The sequence below is a fragment of the Desulfuribacillus stibiiarsenatis genome (assembly GCF_001742305.1).
In the GTDB taxonomy this organism is placed as follows: domain Bacteria; phylum Bacillota; class Bacilli; order Desulfuribacillales; family Desulfuribacillaceae; genus Desulfuribacillus_A; species Desulfuribacillus_A stibiiarsenatis.
On the sequence record NZ_MJAT01000002.1, the window covers coordinates 93,181 to 112,690 of the forward strand.

Consider the following 19,510-nt stretch of genomic DNA (forward strand, 5'->3'; position numbering starts at 1 on the left):
ACCATGTAGGTGTTTATCTCATAATTCTCTTTCTTTATATTTCTTTATATTTCTTTATATTTCTTTCTCCCATTCACGAAGAATTGCTTCTGCACGTTGAAGAATCTCTGGCATAGACTGCGCGATTGGATCCGATAATTCTGTTCCCCATTCTAGTGAACCTGGCTGAACACCTAAGAGAATTAGTTTTTCCGGATACATGCCACGGAATTTCGCTAATCCGAGTAGCTCTTGTAGGGTCCCTTGATGTGTAGAAAGTCTTATTCCAGTATATAGAGGTACTTCATCATCTTCGATTTGTACAATTGTTCCTGGTTCTTCATCGGCATTTATCGCATCAATGATTAATAGCTTGTCTGCACGCTCAATAAACTCTAATAATTTCAGTCCATCGCAAGCTCCGTCTATTAGTTCAATCGATTCGTGCCAATTTTGCTCCATCAGTTGATAGATTGCCTTGACTCCTAATCCCTCATCTGTACAAAGAGTATTGCCTATCCCCATTGCTATAATATTTGTCATAATTCACCTCTACGTTTACCTATTCTACTCATTTCCAACGCCTATAACAATAACCATATCATGGTAGCATAAATCTCCCATTTCTGCAAATGGGAGATTCACGTTTACTTCGTATAGTACTTATACTATTAATTTGACTACTAAACTTTACTTATGGTCCGCATCGTGTGTTTCTTCTGTCTTGTATCCTGTGATAATAGAAGAAGTCGCGCCACTCTTGCTTAAGAAGTCATGTCTTAATGCAGTATACAAGTGAGCTACTATGAATAGTACGAATGACCATGCTAACATATGGTGCAGAACTCTAGTATTGACTGAGTTACTCATCATACTAGCAAACCAAGACGTAATATCATATAAAAAGCCCGTTGTATAAATTTCGGCCTGCATCGTTAACCCTGTCAAGATAATGAAGAACGAACCAACCCAGATAAAGAATAGATAACTAATCTCTGCTAACGGATTGTGACCAGTGAAGTGCGGCTCTTCCTTCTTAATAAATAAGTAGAATAGAATCACATCTTTAAGGCCGATCCACCATTCCTTTTTCCAAAACTTAATCTTCGCATACTGATTCCCCGCAAAGAACCAATAGAATCGGAACAGTAAGTTCGCGATAAACACATATGCTGTTACAAAATGTACGAATCGTGCAGTACCCATCACAAAATAATCATTGGCTTCAGTTCCTGGAGCATGAAGAAACGGGTTGTAGATGAAGTATCCTGTTGCCAGTAATACTACGATACATAACGCGTTCACCCAGTGGAAAAATCGAACTGGTAGCTCCCAGACGTATACATCCTTTTTTAATCCATTGTTTGTCATTTGCAACCACTCCTAACGTATAACATTAACTTGAGTGATTTCGCGCTTCTCTTTATCAACTAAGTGAACTGCACATGCTAAGCATGGGTCAAATGAGTGGATTGTACGGATAACTTCTAATGGTTGATGTGGATCTGCCATAGGAGTTCCGATTAGTGCTGCTTCATACGCACCACGCGCACCGTTTAAGTCTCTTGGTGAAGCATTCCATGTAGATGGAACTACCGCTTGATAGTTCTTAATCTTCTGATCTTCTATTACGATGTAATGAGCTAAACCACCACGAGGAGCCTCAGTCCAACCTACCCCTTGTAATGTCTTGCCAGCTCTATGCCATGTGCTAGGATCGAACTTCGTCTTATCAAACGTAACTGTATCTCCAGCCTTAATATTTGCAACTAAAGCATTGAAGGTATCTTTCAAACGATTGACTAACAGCTTCGTCTCTAAACCACGAGCAGCCGTTCTACCTAATGTAGACATAAGTGCTGTTAATGGAACATCGAGAGTACCTGCTGCCCAATCTGTAACTTCCTTAACTTCCTTAACGCCCTTCGCATATCCTACTAAAATACGCGCTAAAGGCCCTACTTCTACTGCATGACCCTTCCAACGAGGAGCCTTATTCCAAGTATAAGGCCTTGTCATATCTAATTCCTTGTATGACTTAGGACCAGTGTAATCGAATGTTGTCTCTCCAGCCCATGGGTGTTTACCAACGCCCGGCTTATCATCAGAGTACTTCAACCATGTAAAGTCAACAAACTCTTGTATATGCTCAGGATCGGTTAAACTTACCTCGTGAACCGTTGAAAGGTCACCATTTAAGATTACTCCACTTGGGAATAGGTAGGAATCTGTATCACGGATGTCTTTACCTGGTGCAGCGAAATCACCAAATGTCATGTAGTTTCCAATTCCCTTACCATATGTCCAATCCTTGTAGAAGGATGCAATCGCCATAAGGTCAGGAATGTACATTTGCTCAACCACTTGAATCGCTTTGTTAATTAAGCGTTCTACTTGGTTTAACTTCTCTGTGTTAATTGCGTTGTCGCTATTGATATCAATCGCGCTCGCAACACCACCAACTACATAGTGTGGATGCGGGTTCTTACCACCGAAAATCGTGTGAATCTTAACAATATCCTTCTGCCACTCAAGCGCCTCTAAGTAGTGCGTTACAGCAAGTAAGTTTACTGCCGATGGTAATTTGTATGCTGGGTGACCCCAATATGCATTTGAGAAGATACCTAATTGTCCGCTTTCTACGAAAGACTTTAGACGATTCTGTACATCACGGAAATACCCTGGAGAAGAATTCGGCCAGCTAGAAATGCTTTGCGCAATTTGGCTAGTTTCGTTCGGATCAGCGCTTAACGCACTTACCACGTCAACCCAGTCTAACGCATGTAAATGATAGAAGTGAACCACATGGTCATGAACATATTGCGTTAAGTTCATGATATCACGGATTAAGCTTGCATTCTTAGGAATACGAATATCTAACGCATCTTCCACAGCACGAAGAGATGCTAATGCGTGAACTGTTGTACAAACACCACAGATACGTTGTACATATGCCCAAGCATCACGTGGGTCACGCCCTACAAGGATTTGCTCTAGACCACGAATCATTGTTCCTGAACTAAGGGCATCGCCAATAACATTGTTCTCATTTACATCAATTTCTACACGAAGGTGACCTTCGATTCTTGTAATAGGATCTATGACAACTCTTTGTGACATTATTTACTTACCCCCTTGTTCTGCTGATCAGCTACTGATGTTGTCGTGTCTTTGTCCTTCTTCATCTTCTCCACAACCACTGTAGCAGCAGCATGAACAGCTACCCCTGCAGCAGCAGCTCCTACAACAGCAGCACCTACTTTATCTGGGTTGTAAATGATGTTCGTTCCTGGTACTTGAGCTAATGTTGTAAACATTGGTCCGAAGTCCCAGAAATTATCTTCTGAACATCCAAGACAAGGGTTACCAGATTCAACCGGCCAGCATGTTCCTTCGTTCCACTTCATGTTTGCACAGGAGTTATATGTAACAGGTCCTTTACAGCCCATCTTATATAAGCACCAGCCAAGCTTAGCACCTTCATCATCAAAGCTCTCTACGAACATACCCGCATCGAAGAACGGTCTTCTTTGGCAGTTGTCATGAATACGATGACGATAGAATACCTTTGGACGCTTACGAATATCTAACTCTGGAATACCAAAAGTTAAGATATGTGTGATAACTCCAGCCATAACCTCAGCAATTGGCGGACATCCTGGTACGTTAATTACAGGTTTATTCGTTAACTTGTAAATTGGTGTTGCTTGCGTTGGGTTCGGATGAGCCGCCTGCACGTTACCGAATGCAGCACATGATCCGTAAGCAATAATCGCCATACAATCTTTCTCATACTCACGGAATAACTCAAGCTGGGTCTTACCGTCTACCATACTGTGAATCCCGCCATCTGCTAAAGGTATACTACCTTCACAAGCTAAAATGTACCCACCTTTGTATTTTTCCTTCGTCATATGGGCAGCTTCTCTTGCTTGGTGACCTGCAGCTGCCATTAACGTATCATGGTAGTCTAGTGAAATCATGTCCAAGATTAAGTCTGCTACTACCGGGTGAGCTGTACGGATAAAAGATTCCGAACATCCTGTGCACTCCTGGAAGTGCTTATAAATTACTGGTATTCTTTCTTTGGTCTCCAAAGCTTCTACTACCTTTGGCGTTAATGACGCATCTAATCCCATCATTGCTGTAATTGCTGTGCAAAATTTCAAAAAATCTTTTCTTGAAATTCCCCTTTTTTGCACATACTCGTAAAACGTTTCCTTCAAGATAGACCCCTCCCTTATCACTAGTTAACATAATAATTTCTACTTCCCAAATCACTAATAGTAGCATATTGGTGCTATTATGAAGATATTCTACAGCATCCGCACCTGTACCACAACAGGGTATTTCCCTAGAAATTGGCACAAATTAAGTGAAAACAGCAATATATACCTATTTATCGTCGATTTGCTTGGCATAGCTTATTAGTCATAACAATCCTTTAGTACTATATAGTCATTTTATATAGTACAATATTAAATCTCTTAATATGATATATTTTGTCCCTCTATTAAATATGCATTGCCGCAGATTTTTTTTACTTCTTTTTTCAAAAATGCCGCTCTCTCTCCTACTGAAATGACATCTGCAAATCTACGATTCAGTAAGACTCCAGCAATTGATAAGGAAGATAGTGGATACACACAACTTCTTCCGAGACGGTCGGTGGCAATAATGGCTTGACACTCCCATTCTTGTAGATTGTAATAATATCGTAGAAGCCGTTGGTAGATTCGAATGATGCGCTTACTATACTTCTCTGCCTTATGAAAAGGACATATTATGACAAAATCATCGCCGCCTACATGCCCTATAAAAATGTTATCTTCACCCTTCATGACATGCTTCAAAATTCTACTTATAAGCAGTAAGAATCTATCCCCTTGCTCAAAGCCATAAGTATCGTTATATGCCTTAAAAAAATCAACATCTATATATAAAATGACTCTATGATTCTGTTTTAGTATGATACATTGCTCTATTTCTTTCTCGATAATGATGTTACCTGCTAACCCTGTTAATGGATTTGCATATCGCGCTTGCTCAATTTTTAATTGCGTCAAACTTTCTAATAGGTTTTGTACCGTAATGATGCCTAGATAATTATCACGATCCATCACGATAATAAAATCATATAAACGTTGAGCGTCACGTTTCATGGCAAGGTTTGCTACCAATTCTATTGGTGTCTCTGCCTGTACGGATAAAGGCCTTGTATCCATAATTTCTTCTATTGGTTTGCGATAATACAAGGCGACTCCATATCTAGCAATTAATGTCTTGTAAAGATTCTGACGTAATAGAAAACCTGACGGTTTGCTGTCCTTATCTAGTACTACGATACCTTGCAGCTCACTCTGATTTTCAAATAGTTCTGCCACTTCCTCAATAATCGAGCCTTCCTGAATCGCTGGTACATAGGAAACTAAATCTCTGGCCACCATTCCTCGATCATACCATTGCGCCACCTTTGGACGCTTAGCTAACCCTTGAATCGCTTGGATGCATAGCTTAGATGGTAGCTCTTTAGGAAATGTTGGTTTCCCTATATAGTAGCCCTGGCCTAAATGCACCCCTAATTTCGTCACAACGGCAAGCTCCCGATCCGTTTCTATGCCTTCTGCTATAAGCTGACAGTTAATCTTCTGCGAGAATGTGACGAACGTCTCTAGTAATGCTTTTTTTACAGGATCTTTATCTATACCACGAATAATCGACATATCTAGTTTAATAAAGTCAGGCTTAATTTCCGCTATCGTTTGCAGACTTGAATATCCTGCTCCTGCATCGTCGACAGCAATAAGGTAGCCTTGGCTGCGGTAGTGCTCAATTGTTTTACGGAACGTTTTAAAGTTTTGTATTGCTGTTCGCTCTGTAAGCTCAAACACAATTTGTTGTGGTGATAAATTGTATTTCTTCAACATGGTACGCGTTACACCTTGATGGAATTGCGAGTCTTTAATAACTGAAGGATCGACATTGATAAATAACTTTTGGTTCGGTTTCATCCATCCTATTTTCTGTATAGAAAGCTCCCGTGATGCCGTCTCGAGGGCAAATAAAGAATTGACCCGTTCCGCAAAAGGAAATAGGTCATTGGGAGAGTGAAAAAAACTACTTTGCGGACCACGTGTTAGGGCTTCCCATCCATAATTTTCTCCTGAATCCAGTGACAAGATTGGTTGAAATACGCTTTCTAGGGTCTTATTTTTTAAAATGTGATGAAATTCCTCCATGATTTTTTGGGGCGGATTATAGCACTCTCTTTTTGCAATTTTGTAAGCTTCCTTTAAGGCTTTGTAAAACTGTTTTTCCACATGTTTGGCGGGTGGACTTATGGTTGTATATCCAACATGGATTCCCTTGTAATCTTTAAAATACGATGGTAGATTACTAGAAAATACTTGGGTGATATTCGCATCCAACGACGTTCTGACCTTACATAGTTCTTCTTCTGGTATTCTATTTTTCGTAGCAATTAGTAGTATGAAGTCATCACCCCATAAATTATGAGTGGATATCAGCTTCGAAGTGTCGGGAAGCAGCTTCTTAATCTCTCTGTTAATGATACCTGTAAAAGAATTGAGGAACTCATAGGCGTATTGTTCGCCATAACTCTGTTCCACTTGCTCGAATTGAATCAAATCGAGGTATATGATGTGTATATATTCCTTTCGTTCTAAATGCTTCTTTACTATCCCAACTGTGCTATTTCTATTCGTATATGGTTCAGCCACTATAGGCTGGAACGCTTTTTTCATCAACTCTAACAAAGATTACACCCCCACATATTGCTATCCATATCGTACTTGTTCTAATTCGTTGAATGGTTAAGGGAATGTAAATTTTTCTTTAATTTTTCAAGGATTTCTTCACTACAAGAGAATCATACGCAGTGCGACTAAAAAGATAATCAAGCGTAAAATTGCGAATAGAATTTTAGAATTGAGTCTTTTAGCAATAATTGCACCTATTACACCACCAACATAAGCTCCCGGCGCTAATAATAAGACATAATACCATTGAATATTTCCCAATAAGAAGTGACTGATGGAGCCGAACACTGAGGTTGCCAAAATAACTAGCATGGAGGTGGCAGTGGCGATATGTGGGGGAAAGGAAAATAGCATAATCATCGCTGGAACCATGAGTGCGCCACCACCGATTCCAAATAGACTGGAAAGGAGCCCTACACAGAAGGAAACTCCAAGGGCAAAACTACGGTTAAATTGATATTTATATTCTTTACCCGTGATATCTCGAAAGCGACGACGCGCAGAAGGCGGACCCATGCTTTTGGTATGCTTTTGATCAATGGATAGGAACACTGATATCAGTATCATCAAGATACCAAAGAAAACTGAAAATGCTTGTTCTGAGAAACCTCGTCCAATATAAGCACCGATAACGGCCCCAGGGGCACTAGCAATGATAAACTGACTCGCACTGCGAAAATCAATTCTCCCTTGCTTCGCAAAGGTTGACACCGCAGAAATCGCAATAAATACCATGACAGCTAGGGATGTCCCAGCAGCAGTCTGAGAGGAAATCCCAAAAATATAGATTAAAGCTGGAACAATGATGATTCCGCCCCCAATTCCAGCTATACTTCCTGTAAAGCCAGAAATAAAACCTATGATTGCTAAGACTAACATATCAAACATAACCAAGCTCCTTATATGCTTCGAATCGTTTTGCTAATGTCAACTCCATAAGGGCATACACTTTCACATATCGGTTGTTCTTGACAGTCGTCACAGTCATTACACGTACTTACCTTGCCTTGGCGCGACCTCCATAATTCATTCCCTTGATTGTATGGCGGTTGTAAGTTGCCAAGGTAGTACATCGGAATGATTGCATCAGTAATCTTAATCCCTTTCGGACATTCGCAAGCATTGCAACGCCGGCAACCATGTTGACCCGCTCGTTGTGCCATTTGCAAAAGATAATCGGCTTCTTCTTGTAAAACAGGTTCAGATAATATTTTTAAATTTTCATCAATTTCATGTCTATTCATAAACCCTGGGATTATTACATCCACTGGTTGCGTTAGTAGGTATCTCAGGTGCTGTGGCTGTATAAACCCTCCTGCTAATGGACGCATAGCTACTGTTCCAATGTTCAGTCCCTTTGCAACAGGAATGATATCGGTAGCAGCAAATGGTTGACAAATATTGAGGTGAAACAAGACCGAATCAAATGGAAACTGGGTTACCCACTCAGCCAATTTGTCTGGCCTATGACCAGAGATGGCAATGTAACGAACGTACCCCGCTTCTTTCATTTCTAAAATCGCCTTCATTGCCCCTTGCTCAGACATCACTTGCGTGAATTCTTCATCTCGATTGACGTAATGAACGTGTACAATATCTAAGTAATCCGTATTCAGTTTCTTCAAGCTATCGACTATCTCATTTTTCGCTTGTTGATAATCTCGCTTGTTCGTTTTCGTGGAGATAATCATTTGATCTCTACGCCCTTGAATGACTGGTGCTATTTTCGTTTCACTATCACCATAGGTTTTCGCTGTATCTATATAGTTAATCCCTTGCTCAATGGCATAGGATAATGTATCCGCTGCTTCTTTAGGAGTGAGTTTTGGAAATTGTAGCGTGCCAACCCCTACCTGCGAAGCTTTTAACCCTGTTGAACCAAATGTCTTGTATCGCATGGTTCACCATCCTTTTCATAAGCATAAAGCCAACCACATGACGTAGTTGACTTTATGATAGTTGAAATATAGAAATTATTGATTGTTAGAGAATCAAGGTTATTTTAGTAGTTTTTCGCGTAAATTTGGAAATGCGCTTGTGGATGATCACAAGATGGGCAAACTACTAGCGCTTCTACACCCTTGTGTACGTAGCCACAGTTTCTGCACTGCCACTCAACTTCATTCTCTTTCTTGAATACAGTTCCATTTGTAAGGTTCTCTAATAGTCTTCTAAAGCGCTTCTCATGCTCTTCTTCTACTTCTGCTACTTCATGGAAGAAATCAGCGATTTCTGTAAATCCTTCCGCACGAGCAACCTTTTCGAACTCTGCGTACATTTCTGTCCACTCATAGTTCTCACCTTCAGCAGCAACTTCTAAGTTCTTCTTCGTATCGCCAATACCGCTGAGGAATTTAAAGATTCTCTTCGCATGCTGCTCTTCATGACCAGCAGTTTCTTGGAAGATTGCCATCATTTGTTCATAGCCTTCTTTTTTTGCTTGCTTTGCAAAGAAATCATACTTATTTCTTGCTTGTGATTCGCCAGCAAAAGCAGTCCATAAATTTTTCTCCGTTTGACTACCTTTTAATTCTTTCGCCATATTTTTTACCTCCGTTGATGATTTTATTTTGGTTCTCAAGTTTGTATGTAATCTGTAACATGTATTACTATAGCATAGACTTTACCATTTTAAAAATCGATAAGCAAACAATGATACTCTCGAATATTAGGATATATAAGCAAAAAAAGTAGCTATATTCAAAAATCCTTTGAATATCTACTACTTTTTAGAATTATTCTAAGTTGTACAAAAATGCTCTAAAGTAGCATAGAGATTTAACTCCACATAATAATAAAGATTTATCTCGCTAATTATAGAAATTTATCCCATTGCCATACTAATATGCATATCCATGCTAAAGGCTTATAATTTTCTTAAGGCTTAGAAATGTCATTTAGTGCATTACCAGCTTCATCGATATGATCGCTCTCTAATGCTAAGTCGCCAAGCGCTACCATACCAATTAATTGATCATTGTCGATGACTGGTAGTCTGCGGATTTGATTGGAAGCCATAATATTCGCTGCTTGGCTAATATCCATATCTGGAGTTGCTGTAACCACATTGGTCGTCATGATTTGCCTTACACTCACTTGATCTAAGTTCCCACCAGTCGCCACAGAACGAAGAACGATATCTCGGTCTGTTAGCATTCCCACTAATTGACCGTTATCGACTACTGGAACAGACCCAATATTGTACTGACTCATAATTTGCGCTGCCTTAATTACTGAATCTTGTGTTGTTACTGTTGCAAGATTGCCAGACATAATTTCACGGATTGTTTGTGACATTTATGTACCTCCTGTTTCTTGTTATAAAAGTCTAATCCATATTAGCTTGTTCAGAAACAAAGAATTTACACATACAAAAACAAGGAAAGAGTTTCCTCCTCCCTTGCGTGTTGATGCCTGTTAGTGCCTGTTCAATACTTATGAAAATTAAATAATTAGCAGCCTAAAATATTCTTCACTTCTTCTCTGTCAGCATCCATAATGTACTTAATACCACTAATCTTAGCAGCTTCTTCTGTTAAAGCAACTAAATCGTTACGATCAATATGAGCCAATGTAAACTTACGAGCTCCACACATGAATTGCTTTAATCCTTGTTGTAATCGGTTGTAATATGTGTATACACCTAGAGCGCCTTCTGGCAAACGATCAAACGCGTCCTTACCTAAATCTTTTCTCAATTGCTCTGCTAAGATAAAGATTTGGTCCATGTTCTCGCCATATTTTTTCTGCTCATTAAACACTTTACCATTCTTGATTGCTTGCTCTACATTTTTACCAACCATTGCAGCCGTTAGTGGAGCACGAGCCATTCCTACAACTTTTACATATGGTGCACTCATAGCAATTGTCTTGAACATATGATCTTCTAAAGAGAATCCACCTGCCATTGAGATTGGAGGAACATATTCACCAGCAGCAGCTAGGCGGTCACAGTATTCCGTTAGCATAGATTGGATATACGCAGTTGGAACACCCCACTCATTCATCATTCTCCAAGGGCTCATTCCCGTTCCGCCGCCTGCACCATCTACAGTTAATAGATCTAATTTCGCTTTTGAAGCGAATTTCAATGCTAGGGCAAGATCAGCTGGACGATATGCGCCAGTTTTTAAGAAAATTCTCTTTGCACCCGCTTGGCGTAACTCCTCTACGCGCTTCATGAAACCTTCTTCATCTACCATACCAACTCTTGAATGACGCTCGAATTCCTTGAAAGCGCCTTTTCTATATGCTTCCTGTACGGTTTCGTTCTCAGGATCAGGTAATACGATATATCCACGCTTTTTCAGTTCTAGAGCAAAATCTAAAGACTTGATTTTAACCTCGCCGCCAATATCTTTAGCACCTTGTCCCCACTTTAATTCAACTGTGTCTACACCTAACTTCTCTAATGTATATTCTTGCACGCCTAAACGCGTATCTTCTACGTTTGCTTGAACAGCAATTGTACCATAACCATTATACCAGTCAGTAAATGAAGTTACACGCTTCACCATAGCAGGTGAATGAACAACTCTTCCATTCTTCACTTCTAACTCAGGGTCCATACCACAAATGTTCTCACCAATTACAATTGCAGCACCAGCAATTGCAGTACCACAAGCTAGTCCAGCCCAGTTGTCTTTAGCAACAAAAGTAGAACCCATTCCTGCTACAATTACAGGAGTCTGTAGCTTCAATCCGCCATCAGCACCGATTGCAGTCTCTATATTTACATTTGGGAAAATCGCTTTATCACTATCTGCTTCGATTCCATGAGCGCCAACAGTTGTACCCATTATATTGAAATGTGAATAATCAATTGGATAGTCTTTCTCAGAAGCTGATGTTGTAGTTCCAAAAGGTTGTGGATACAATACTTCTTTACCACGAACTGCAGAAGTTCCTACTTCGCAAAAACCTGGACATCCATCAAGACATGTAGAACATAGTCCACTACTAGGTACATACGCATTTGGAGTGCGTAACTTTGTTAATGTTGCAGTACTAAAATTCGGTTTACTAAACGTCATTATCGTCCCAGCTCCCTATTATGTAGTATAAAGTTTATCTCAGCGGCGTTGCCTCGAAATAAGTGTAACTAGAGTTCAGTTGGAATAAAAACTCCATCCGAACTAAGTTATTCTTTATAAAAATCTAACATATCATGTTAGATTTTTCAATATATTATAGCATTCTTCTCTTGAATTCTACAATAAAATTATTCATAATCTATTCACGAAAATCCAAAAAAAACAAAAAACCTAGACCCCAACTAGGGTCTAGGTTTTTTGTAAGTAATTATTTTCTAATAAAAATTATGTCAACTTATTTGTAGCTGATTTCGTGGCAAGTTTTGCAGTCAGCATACGTTCCATCTAATGCATGTGGTGGTACTTTTGGAAGCATTGCTCCACCTACGTGACATGTTGCACACGCATCATACATAGGGTTATCCTTATGAGATGCTGGTTTTACAAGAGCCGGTGCAGCAGGAGCTGCTTGACCTTCCTTGTAAGTAATGTCATGACAGAATGAGCAGTCAGCATACGTTCCATCTAATGCATGCGGAGGTACTGCTGGTAACATTGCTCCACCCACGTGACAAGTAGCACATTGTGCAAATGCAGCGTTATCCTTGTGGTTTGCAGGTTTTACTAAACCAGTTGGAGCTTCTCCACGCTCGTGACAGTCAAGACATTGAACGTTTGCAATCTCAAACTTTGCATGAGCTGCAACTAGCTCAGGACTCTCTACATTATGGCACATAGAACAATTAGTGTCAGCTTCTACACTATGTGGTATTGTAGCAGGTACCGGCATAGGTTGTTTGTCTGGTCGGTCTACTGCGTCCTTCGGAGCGCAAGCTACTGATAAAACAGCAATTGTTAAAATCAGTGCAAATAATACGATTCTTTTAAAATTCACTATTTTCACCTCCCTTCAAAGACGGCCTTGTTCGTTCTAGCATAGTTAGAAAAATCTTAGGCATTGGATATTTGTCAATATCACAAAGTGTTATCCATTTCATGGAGGAAGTAGTATAATCCTCGTCCGATAAGTACGTCGGTATCTTTTCATATATATAATCTGTGTAGTCAGTATCTTCACGCAATTCCACTTTATAAACCTTTAGATACCAATGCAAGTGCGAAAATATATGTTCACCATGTGTAATGACATGTTTTGTCAGGCGAGCGTTCGGCACTTGTTGTATAAGCTTTTCTTCCAGTAACATCCACCCTTGTTCTTCATCTTCACACTCAACCGATGGCAGTTGCCACATATTTGCGAGTAAGTCGGAAGATCTTTGTTCCAATAATAATCTGTTGTCCTGATATACAAGGGCACTAGCTACCATCACTGGCTTTTGGCGTCTGTTGTTCGATTTAATCGGCAATGCCGTCTGTTGTCCCTCTTGATAAGCTAGACAGTAACTGCTAATTGGGCAAACATCGCATCTTGGTGTTCTTGGTATACAGATATTAGAACCTAAGTCCATAATCGATTGGTTGAAATCGCTGGCAAAACCCTCAGGGATGTCCCCAGTAACAATCTTTGTAATTATAGTTTTTGTTTTATTTTTTGTAATATCCTCGAAAATACAATATAACCGTGAAAATACCCTTAGTGCATTACCATCTACTGCTGGAAATGATTGATTATATGCTATGCTCATAATCGCACCTGCTGTATACTCCCCTATACCAGGTAATGAGCGTAGAAGAAAGTAATCATTTGGCATGATTCCAGAGTGCTCTAAAATTATTTTCTTAGCGGCTTTATGTAAGTTTCTTGCCCTAGAGTAATATCCTAACCCTTCCCACGCTTTCAATACTTCCTGCTCAGTTGCTTCTGCCAAGTCTTGAACAGTTGGGAATATTTCCATGAATTTTTCAAAGTAGGAGCGGACTGCCTCTACTCGCGTTTGCTGCAACATGATTTCGGAAACCCATATTTTATATGGATTCCTGTCTTCCCGCCAAGGTAGCTCGCGCTTATGCTCCCAGTACCAAGCTAATAGTGAAGTGACAAACATTTGATTGCTATTCAATTCCATCTAAAAATCCTCTTGTTGTTATGAAGTAAATTTGAATTTTCTATGAAATTTAATTCCATAGTATTGTATCCATAATATTATTATTTTTCAATAGGGAAAGGCACTTATTTTCTCCATACCCGGAAAAATAAGTGCCTGAACTTTTTCTTAAATACTGTAAATGATCCTTCTAAACTATAGCCGTAACGCCTCTAACATAATACCGATATTGTCTTCATAAATCTTCGGATACTGAGAAATCGGCAATGGGTTTACACCAGTTCCCACTTCGACTGTAAAGCCAGGTCTTCTCCATTCAAGGATAAACCAGTCTTTATATCCAGCATCACTTAGTACTGTGCGGATTGGCTGGTATCCACTTTGTGCTTGGAATCTGTTGACGATTGTCTGTGACTCCGCTGGCTCTAAATCGCGATAACCCCAGAAGATTACCTCGCCTTGAGAGTGGAAAGCTAATACCATACGGAAATTCCGTTGTCTTGTGAAGTTCGCCATCGCCCGTGATTCAGGCTCAGATAAAGGTGTTGGGCCAGGATAATTGAGTGGTGCGGGTTGTGTGACACCTTTTCTGTCATATTCCTCCTGCCAAAAAGCGGGGAATTGGTTATTCAAATCTACACCGCGGATGTTCGCTTTCCAGCGATCAAAATTTAATGAGCCACGATTAATTCTCACAACTTCCTCATATCGAGGGTTCGTTGGGTCGATTCCTTCTAGCACCAATTCTACACCATCTGGGTTTACCATTGGCACAATATATAGCGACGTCTGCTCATATAATGCAGGTATATCAAATCCCCTTAGCGGTTGCTTCGCTTCATATGCGATAGCATAATCTTCAATGAAATTCATTAAAAGTGGTGTCGTAATCCATTCATTTGCATGGAAAGAACCGTTGAAATGTACTTCCCTTGCCCCAACCCCTAAACGAACGACAAATAACTCTCTTCCTTCAACGGATCTGCCAATGGAAGACACATTAATGAAATCGTATCGCTGTTGTAATAACTGCAAATCTCTGACCATTTCGTCATAACCATATTCTTGCATAGGTTCAACAATTCTTGTTGCTGGCGCATCTGGAATATAGATAATCTGCCCAACCTGCAAACGCTGCGGGTCTACTTGAGGATTCGCCTGTAAGATAAGATTAAGCGGAATATTTAAACGGCGTGCAATGATGTACATCGTATCTCCCGGTTGAATCACATATTGACGTAACATCTGATTTGGCACATATATCACTTGCCCCGGTACGATACGATTCGGATCTTGCAATTGTGGATTTGCGGCAATTAAGGCCTCAACATTCATTGATCTTTGTCTTGCTATACGAAAAAGCGTATCTCCTCTTTGCACAACATAACGAGTGTACGGCATAAAAAACCTCCTAGAATTAATACTCTTGTAGGCATTTTATTCAGTACATCAAACAGTGTGCAAAGAAACGACAAAGAAATCGCTACTAATCAATGACTTCCCCTACGATTACTGACCATGCAAGCCCTTTATATGAATTATATCCTTTAGTACGGCAGTATGCATAAATCCTTTGCCCATTACCGAATTCATTTTCAATCGTATAACCCATCTTTTTCCCTGATTTCAAGCTCTGTACAGCTTGTAAGCGACTTAAATCCTGAGATAAAATCCCAGAACGATCGCGCGATGCAATGACAATTCCATCGGAGTTAATTAGGTATATATCACTTTGGGAATCTACTTTCACAGAATCTACGATATCGTAGATAAAATTCCAATTAAAACGCGTAGTGAATACTCCAATTGTTTCACCTTGATCGTCTCGAATTGGGCAAGAATAATTCATGGCATGTCCGTTCATCATATCTGAATAATACATATCATTGACATGAACATCGTTCTTTCGAATCGTTTCTTTAAACCATTCACGTTCCGATACATCTCGTCCGATTAAGTGCGTATTTACACCTGCGGCAATAATTTTCCCCGATTTATCTACAGCAAACATGTCGTAATACACTTCATATATGTCCACGATGTTCTTCATGAACTTCGATGCTTCTGATGCTTTCTCTTTATTATTAGGGTCTTGCACGCAATTTTTAATCGCATCAAACGTCGCCCAGGCTTGAACGTCACAATTTCTCTCAAACAAGTTCCTATCAATTTTATCAATGGTATCGAAGGCCACATCAACTGTTCGCACAGCGATAACTTCATTCGCCTTTTTTTGAATGTTTTGAATTTGCTCATAGCTTTTCTTATTCGTAGAAAGGCTTTGATCCGCAAACTTCTTAATTTCATTGGCTACAACTGAAAAACCTCTTCCAGCCTCTCCTGCCCTAGCTGCTTCAATCGCTGAATTTAACGCTAATAAATTTGCTTGAGACGCGATTTGGTTAATTGTTTTGATTACATCTTCCATTTGTTTGTTGGCTTGTTTGAGCTCATTTAATAATACAGATACGTTAAGGTTATTCTCTTTTGTGACTGTCAATACACTTTCCCCTTTTCCGTTTTCATAGTTTTATCTCAAAGACGTTACCAAAACTCCTATTACGTACCCTTAGGTGAAAATATGAGATAGTACCGTAAGTTTCACCGCAAGGGGTACACACGAAATAAGTGCGAGTAAGGTTTAGGCGGAGTTAAACTCCATCTGAACACAAATCTTTTTTATAACTAAATCAATTATAATACATCGAAGCAATGTTTTTAAAGGACAGGTTTTATTAAATAGAGGATTCAATAAAAAAATGGCGAATGTTTAATGTAGTATCTTTTGTCCATGTTTCCCTTTTTTCGAATCAAAATTGGAGCGCAAATACAGATAGGGGTGCAGGAAATGAGTAACAGTAAAGCACAAGAACAATTCCTTTTAGATTTAATAAACAATGTGAATGTTGGGGATAGATCTAATAGAGCTGGTCAGCTATTAGATGAAAGCAATTTTTCACAATTACATAAGGAATCTTTACTTTCAAGTGATGAGTTAAATGATTTCTTTGATACAATAGTAGATTACAAAGACTCTGATTCGACCTTGTGCACAGATGATGGTTATCTTGAAGTGAAAGAACATCATCTCTATGTTCGTGATGCAAAAAACAAAGGAAGACAACCAACACTTATTCCTAATCGAAGTTTAGTTACTTATATAAATGATAAAATGATAAACCAGCCAACAAAAGTCTATGAAAAGGACCGGATTAGTTGGCTTTTAATAAAAAAAGAAAGAATTTTTGAAATTACAGTTTCCTCTGACAAAATGGTCGTATACCTTCAACTCTCTATAAACATCAAACAAAGGACAGTATTAAAAAACAAGGCATGTACGAACAAATTATTACTAGAAACTGTTGAAGTCGAAGCACCTTATGATGCAGAAGAAGTTGTCTCCAATATAATTACTGAGATTTATAGTCTTGGAATTAAAGTTTCGTTTGACCATTCTGCAATTGCAAATGAAGTACTGGCGCCAACATATCAAAAAATTATAATCGCAGAAGGTTTACCGATCATTGAGTCTAGCGATAGTCACTTAGAAACTTATTTCTCTAATGAAACAACTGAGATTCTCGAAGAAGTCAATGGTAAAGTTGATTTTAAGAATCGTATAATAATACCTTCCGTAAATAAAGGTGATATTATCGCACAATTTCATCCCCCGATTGATGGCAAAGAAGGATATGATGTTTTCGCGAATACCATTCGTCCGAAGTCTCCTAAAAAGATGAATGTGAAAGCTAAGGAAAATGTGGAACAGGACCCTGATGGAAAATTTTATGCATTAAGATCTGGCAGGCCTGCTATGACTGGAAGAATTGTTAAATATCTAGATATCTATAATGTTCATACCGTGAAAGGTGATGTTGATTTAAAGACAGGTAGTGTGTATTTTTCTGGAGATGTAGTTGTTTATGGCGACGTTAAAGAAGGAATGCGTATAGAGGCGTTAGGGAATGTTCTTATTGTAGGAAGTGTATACTATGCAACTGTCATTTCTGCTCAGAATATAGAAATTCGAGGAAATGTACTTAATAGTCAAGTCTATGGTGGCCACCATATTCTCTTTTACAGTCAAAGCTATCGATTATTACAAGGATTAAAATATTATTTTGAACAGTTTTTTCAGGCATCGCAAACGATTATCCACCACTTTAAACAAAAAACATCATCGGAAACTGAACCTCAATATGGTCTTTTATTAGCGACTCTTTTGGACATGAAATTCAGCAAGCTAAAAAATGATGTCAATCAATATATCACAATGTACAACGAAGCGAAAAAGCAAGTAGACATTCCTAATGATTTTGCTATATTAGAAGAAAAGCTAATACCTTTTAGTAATTATCAACTTGCTAGCAAAATCGATCAAATTGAGTGCCTCGAAAATATTATTTTTTCAGTTGGAGAACTTCTTAAAAAAATAGAAAATTCGATTCAAGAGGAAAGTGAAATCACGTTAAAGTATGCCTCTTTTTCAGATGTAAAAACGAACGGCAAAGTAATATTCAATGGGAAAGGCTCTTATCACTCCACTATTTTCTCTGGGACTGATTGCGAATTCAAGCAGCAAGAAGGGGTTGTTCTAGGCGGCAGTATACAGGCTATTGAAGGCATCAATGCGGCAACCGTAGGTAACCCTCTAGCTCCTTCTCCACACCTAAGCACGAACGGGAAGATAATAATTAAAGAATTAATAAAAGCGAAGATTACAATTAATCAACGCTCTCTAAATTACGAAGGCAAACCAGTGAAAAGTATTGAATTTTATTACGATAAACAGTCAGATTCAGTAAAAAACAGACCTATGTAGGTCTGTTTTTCTATTGCTTATCGGAACTTATCCTTTGTGCCATGCTCTTCCCAGTCTTAGTCTTAGCTAGACCTCCTAAAGCAGTTTCTCTTAACGTATAAGGTATTGTTTTGCCGACGTTATACATCGCTTCGATTACTTCATCGGCGGGAATTGGGAATTCACAACCTGCCAGTGCCATATCAGCAGCTACCATTGCAATCGATGCACCAGTAGCATTTCTCTGGATGCAAGGTATTTCAACTAAACCAGCTACTGGATCACATACGAGCCCTAGCATACTTTGCAACGCAAATGAAATGGCGTGAGCAGATTGCATTGCACTTCCTCCGGCAGCTTCGACTAATGCACCTGCTGCCATGGCAGTGGCGGAACCAATCTCCGCTTGACAGCCGCCCACCGCTCCAGAAACTGTTGCTTGATTGGCAATCACGTATCCAATCGCCCCGGTGGTGAACAGAAAGCGTATCTGCTGTTCCTTTGTCAATGATAATGTGTCACGGGCAGAAAACAAACACCCTGGCACTACCCCAGCCGCTCCAGCCGTCGGTGTAGCACAGATAATCCCCATGGCAGCATTCACCTCACTGGTGGCTAATGCATTCTTCACAGCACTTAATATTGTTGGGCCTGATAGAGTCTTCTTTAACTCTAAGTATTCTGCCACTTTCACTGCACTGCCTCCAGATAGGCCGCTGCGAGAAACGACATTTTCCGTCGTGCCTTTTTCTATCGCACGTTCCATCACATCAAAAATTGATTCCATTCGTGACCATATTTCGAGCCGACTTCTACCTGAAATCATCTCTTCTTGTTTCATCATGATTTCCGAGATGCTATCATTACTATTATCAGCCAGTTGAATTATATCTTCTATTGTTTGAAACAAAC

Annotated in this window: 16 protein-coding genes; 1 reads left to right on the forward strand and 15 read right to left on the reverse strand. The window is 39.4% G+C overall.

Features of this window, described 5'->3' with window-relative positions; genetic code table 11:
* Positions 1 to 54: 54 nt before the first annotated feature.
* The 14 genes from BHU72_RS02305 to BHU72_RS02370 all read right to left on the reverse strand — a co-directional run bounded on the left by BHU72_RS02305 (position 55) and on the right by BHU72_RS02370 (position 16,297).
* On the reverse strand, positions 55 to 522 hold the full coding sequence (locus tag BHU72_RS02305) for a HyaD/HybD family hydrogenase maturation endopeptidase (protein WP_069701012.1): 468 nt from the start codon (positions 520 to 522) through the stop codon (positions 55 to 57).
* A gap of 147 nt (positions 523 to 669) precedes the next feature.
* Positions 670 to 1,350 carry a Ni/Fe-hydrogenase, b-type cytochrome subunit gene (gene cybH / locus BHU72_RS02310; RefSeq protein WP_069701013.1) on the reverse strand — a complete coding sequence of 227 codons (681 nt, stop codon included), beginning with the start codon at positions 1,348 to 1,350 and terminating at the stop codon, positions 670 to 672.
* 12 nt (positions 1,351 to 1,362) lie between these two features.
* Positions 1,363 to 3,099, reverse strand: a complete 1,737-nt coding sequence (locus tag BHU72_RS02315) for a nickel-dependent hydrogenase large subunit (RefSeq protein ID WP_069701014.1) — start codon at positions 3,097 to 3,099, stop codon at positions 1,363 to 1,365.
* Positions 3,099 to 4,205 carry a hydrogenase small subunit gene (locus BHU72_RS02320; RefSeq protein ID WP_301553476.1) on the reverse strand — a complete coding sequence of 369 codons (1,107 nt, stop codon included), beginning with the start codon at positions 4,203 to 4,205 and terminating at the stop codon, positions 3,099 to 3,101. Before BHU72_RS02320 ends, BHU72_RS02315 begins: the two co-directional genes overlap by 1 nt.
* Before the next feature lie 261 nt (positions 4,206 to 4,466).
* Positions 4,467 to 6,755 carry a GGDEF domain-containing protein gene (locus BHU72_RS02325; protein WP_069701015.1) on the reverse strand — a complete coding sequence of 763 codons (2,289 nt, stop codon included), beginning with the start codon at positions 6,753 to 6,755 and terminating at the stop codon, positions 4,467 to 4,469.
* A gap of 102 nt (positions 6,756 to 6,857) precedes the next feature.
* On the reverse strand, positions 6,858 to 7,646 hold the full coding sequence (locus tag BHU72_RS02330; protein ID WP_069701016.1) for a sulfite exporter TauE/SafE family protein: 789 nt from the start codon (positions 7,644 to 7,646) through the stop codon (positions 6,858 to 6,860).
* 11 nt (positions 7,647 to 7,657) lie between these two features.
* A complete protein-coding gene (locus BHU72_RS02335) occupies positions 7,658 to 8,656 on the reverse strand; it encodes an aldo/keto reductase (protein WP_069701017.1) in 999 nt (332 codons plus the stop codon).
* A 104-nt stretch (positions 8,657 to 8,760) separates the two neighbouring features.
* Positions 8,761 to 9,300: a rubrerythrin gene (gene rbr / locus BHU72_RS02340; protein WP_069701018.1), complete on the reverse strand. Its 540-nt coding sequence runs from the start codon at positions 9,298 to 9,300 to the stop codon at positions 8,761 to 8,763.
* 335 nt (positions 9,301 to 9,635) lie between these two features.
* Positions 9,636 to 10,055 (reverse strand): CBS domain-containing protein, encoded by a 420-nt coding sequence (locus BHU72_RS02345; RefSeq protein ID WP_069701019.1) that lies wholly within the window; start codon positions 10,053 to 10,055, stop codon positions 9,636 to 9,638.
* A gap of 155 nt (positions 10,056 to 10,210) precedes the next feature.
* Positions 10,211 to 11,791, reverse strand: a complete 1,581-nt coding sequence (locus BHU72_RS02350; protein WP_069701020.1) for an FMN-binding glutamate synthase family protein — start codon at positions 11,789 to 11,791, stop codon at positions 10,211 to 10,213.
* 295 nt (positions 11,792 to 12,086) lie between these two features.
* The gene (locus BHU72_RS02355) at positions 12,087 to 12,686 is read right to left on the reverse strand and encodes a hypothetical protein (protein WP_069701021.1); all 600 of its coding nucleotides are present in this window, start codon (positions 12,684 to 12,686) and stop codon (positions 12,087 to 12,089) included.
* Positions 12,676 to 13,818 carry an A/G-specific adenine glycosylase gene (gene mutY / locus BHU72_RS02360; RefSeq protein ID WP_069701022.1) on the reverse strand — a complete coding sequence of 381 codons (1,143 nt, stop codon included), beginning with the start codon at positions 13,816 to 13,818 and terminating at the stop codon, positions 12,676 to 12,678. The genes BHU72_RS02355 and mutY overlap by 11 nt, the downstream gene beginning before the upstream one ends.
* Before the next feature lie 174 nt (positions 13,819 to 13,992).
* Positions 13,993 to 15,198: a M14 family metallopeptidase gene (locus BHU72_RS02365; protein ID WP_069701023.1), complete on the reverse strand. Its 1,206-nt coding sequence runs from the start codon at positions 15,196 to 15,198 to the stop codon at positions 13,993 to 13,995.
* An 85-nt stretch (positions 15,199 to 15,283) separates the two neighbouring features.
* Positions 15,284 to 16,297 carry a methyl-accepting chemotaxis protein gene (locus BHU72_RS02370; protein WP_069701024.1) on the reverse strand — a complete coding sequence of 338 codons (1,014 nt, stop codon included), beginning with the start codon at positions 16,295 to 16,297 and terminating at the stop codon, positions 15,284 to 15,286.
* A 348-nt stretch (positions 16,298 to 16,645) separates the two neighbouring features.
* Between BHU72_RS02370 and BHU72_RS02375 the strand changes: the two genes are divergently transcribed.
* The gene (locus BHU72_RS02375) at positions 16,646 to 18,619 is read left to right on the forward strand and encodes a flagellar assembly protein A (protein WP_069701025.1); all 1,974 of its coding nucleotides are present in this window, start codon (positions 16,646 to 16,648) and stop codon (positions 18,617 to 18,619) included.
* A gap of 10 nt (positions 18,620 to 18,629) precedes the next feature.
* On the opposite strand, the gene sdaAA is transcribed toward BHU72_RS02375, so the two are convergent.
* Positions 18,630 to 19,508, reverse strand: coding sequence for an L-serine ammonia-lyase, iron-sulfur-dependent, subunit alpha (gene sdaAA, locus BHU72_RS02380; RefSeq protein WP_069701059.1), 879 nt, complete (start codon positions 19,506 to 19,508; stop codon positions 18,630 to 18,632).
* Between the last annotated feature and the right edge of the window lie 2 nt (positions 19,509 to 19,510).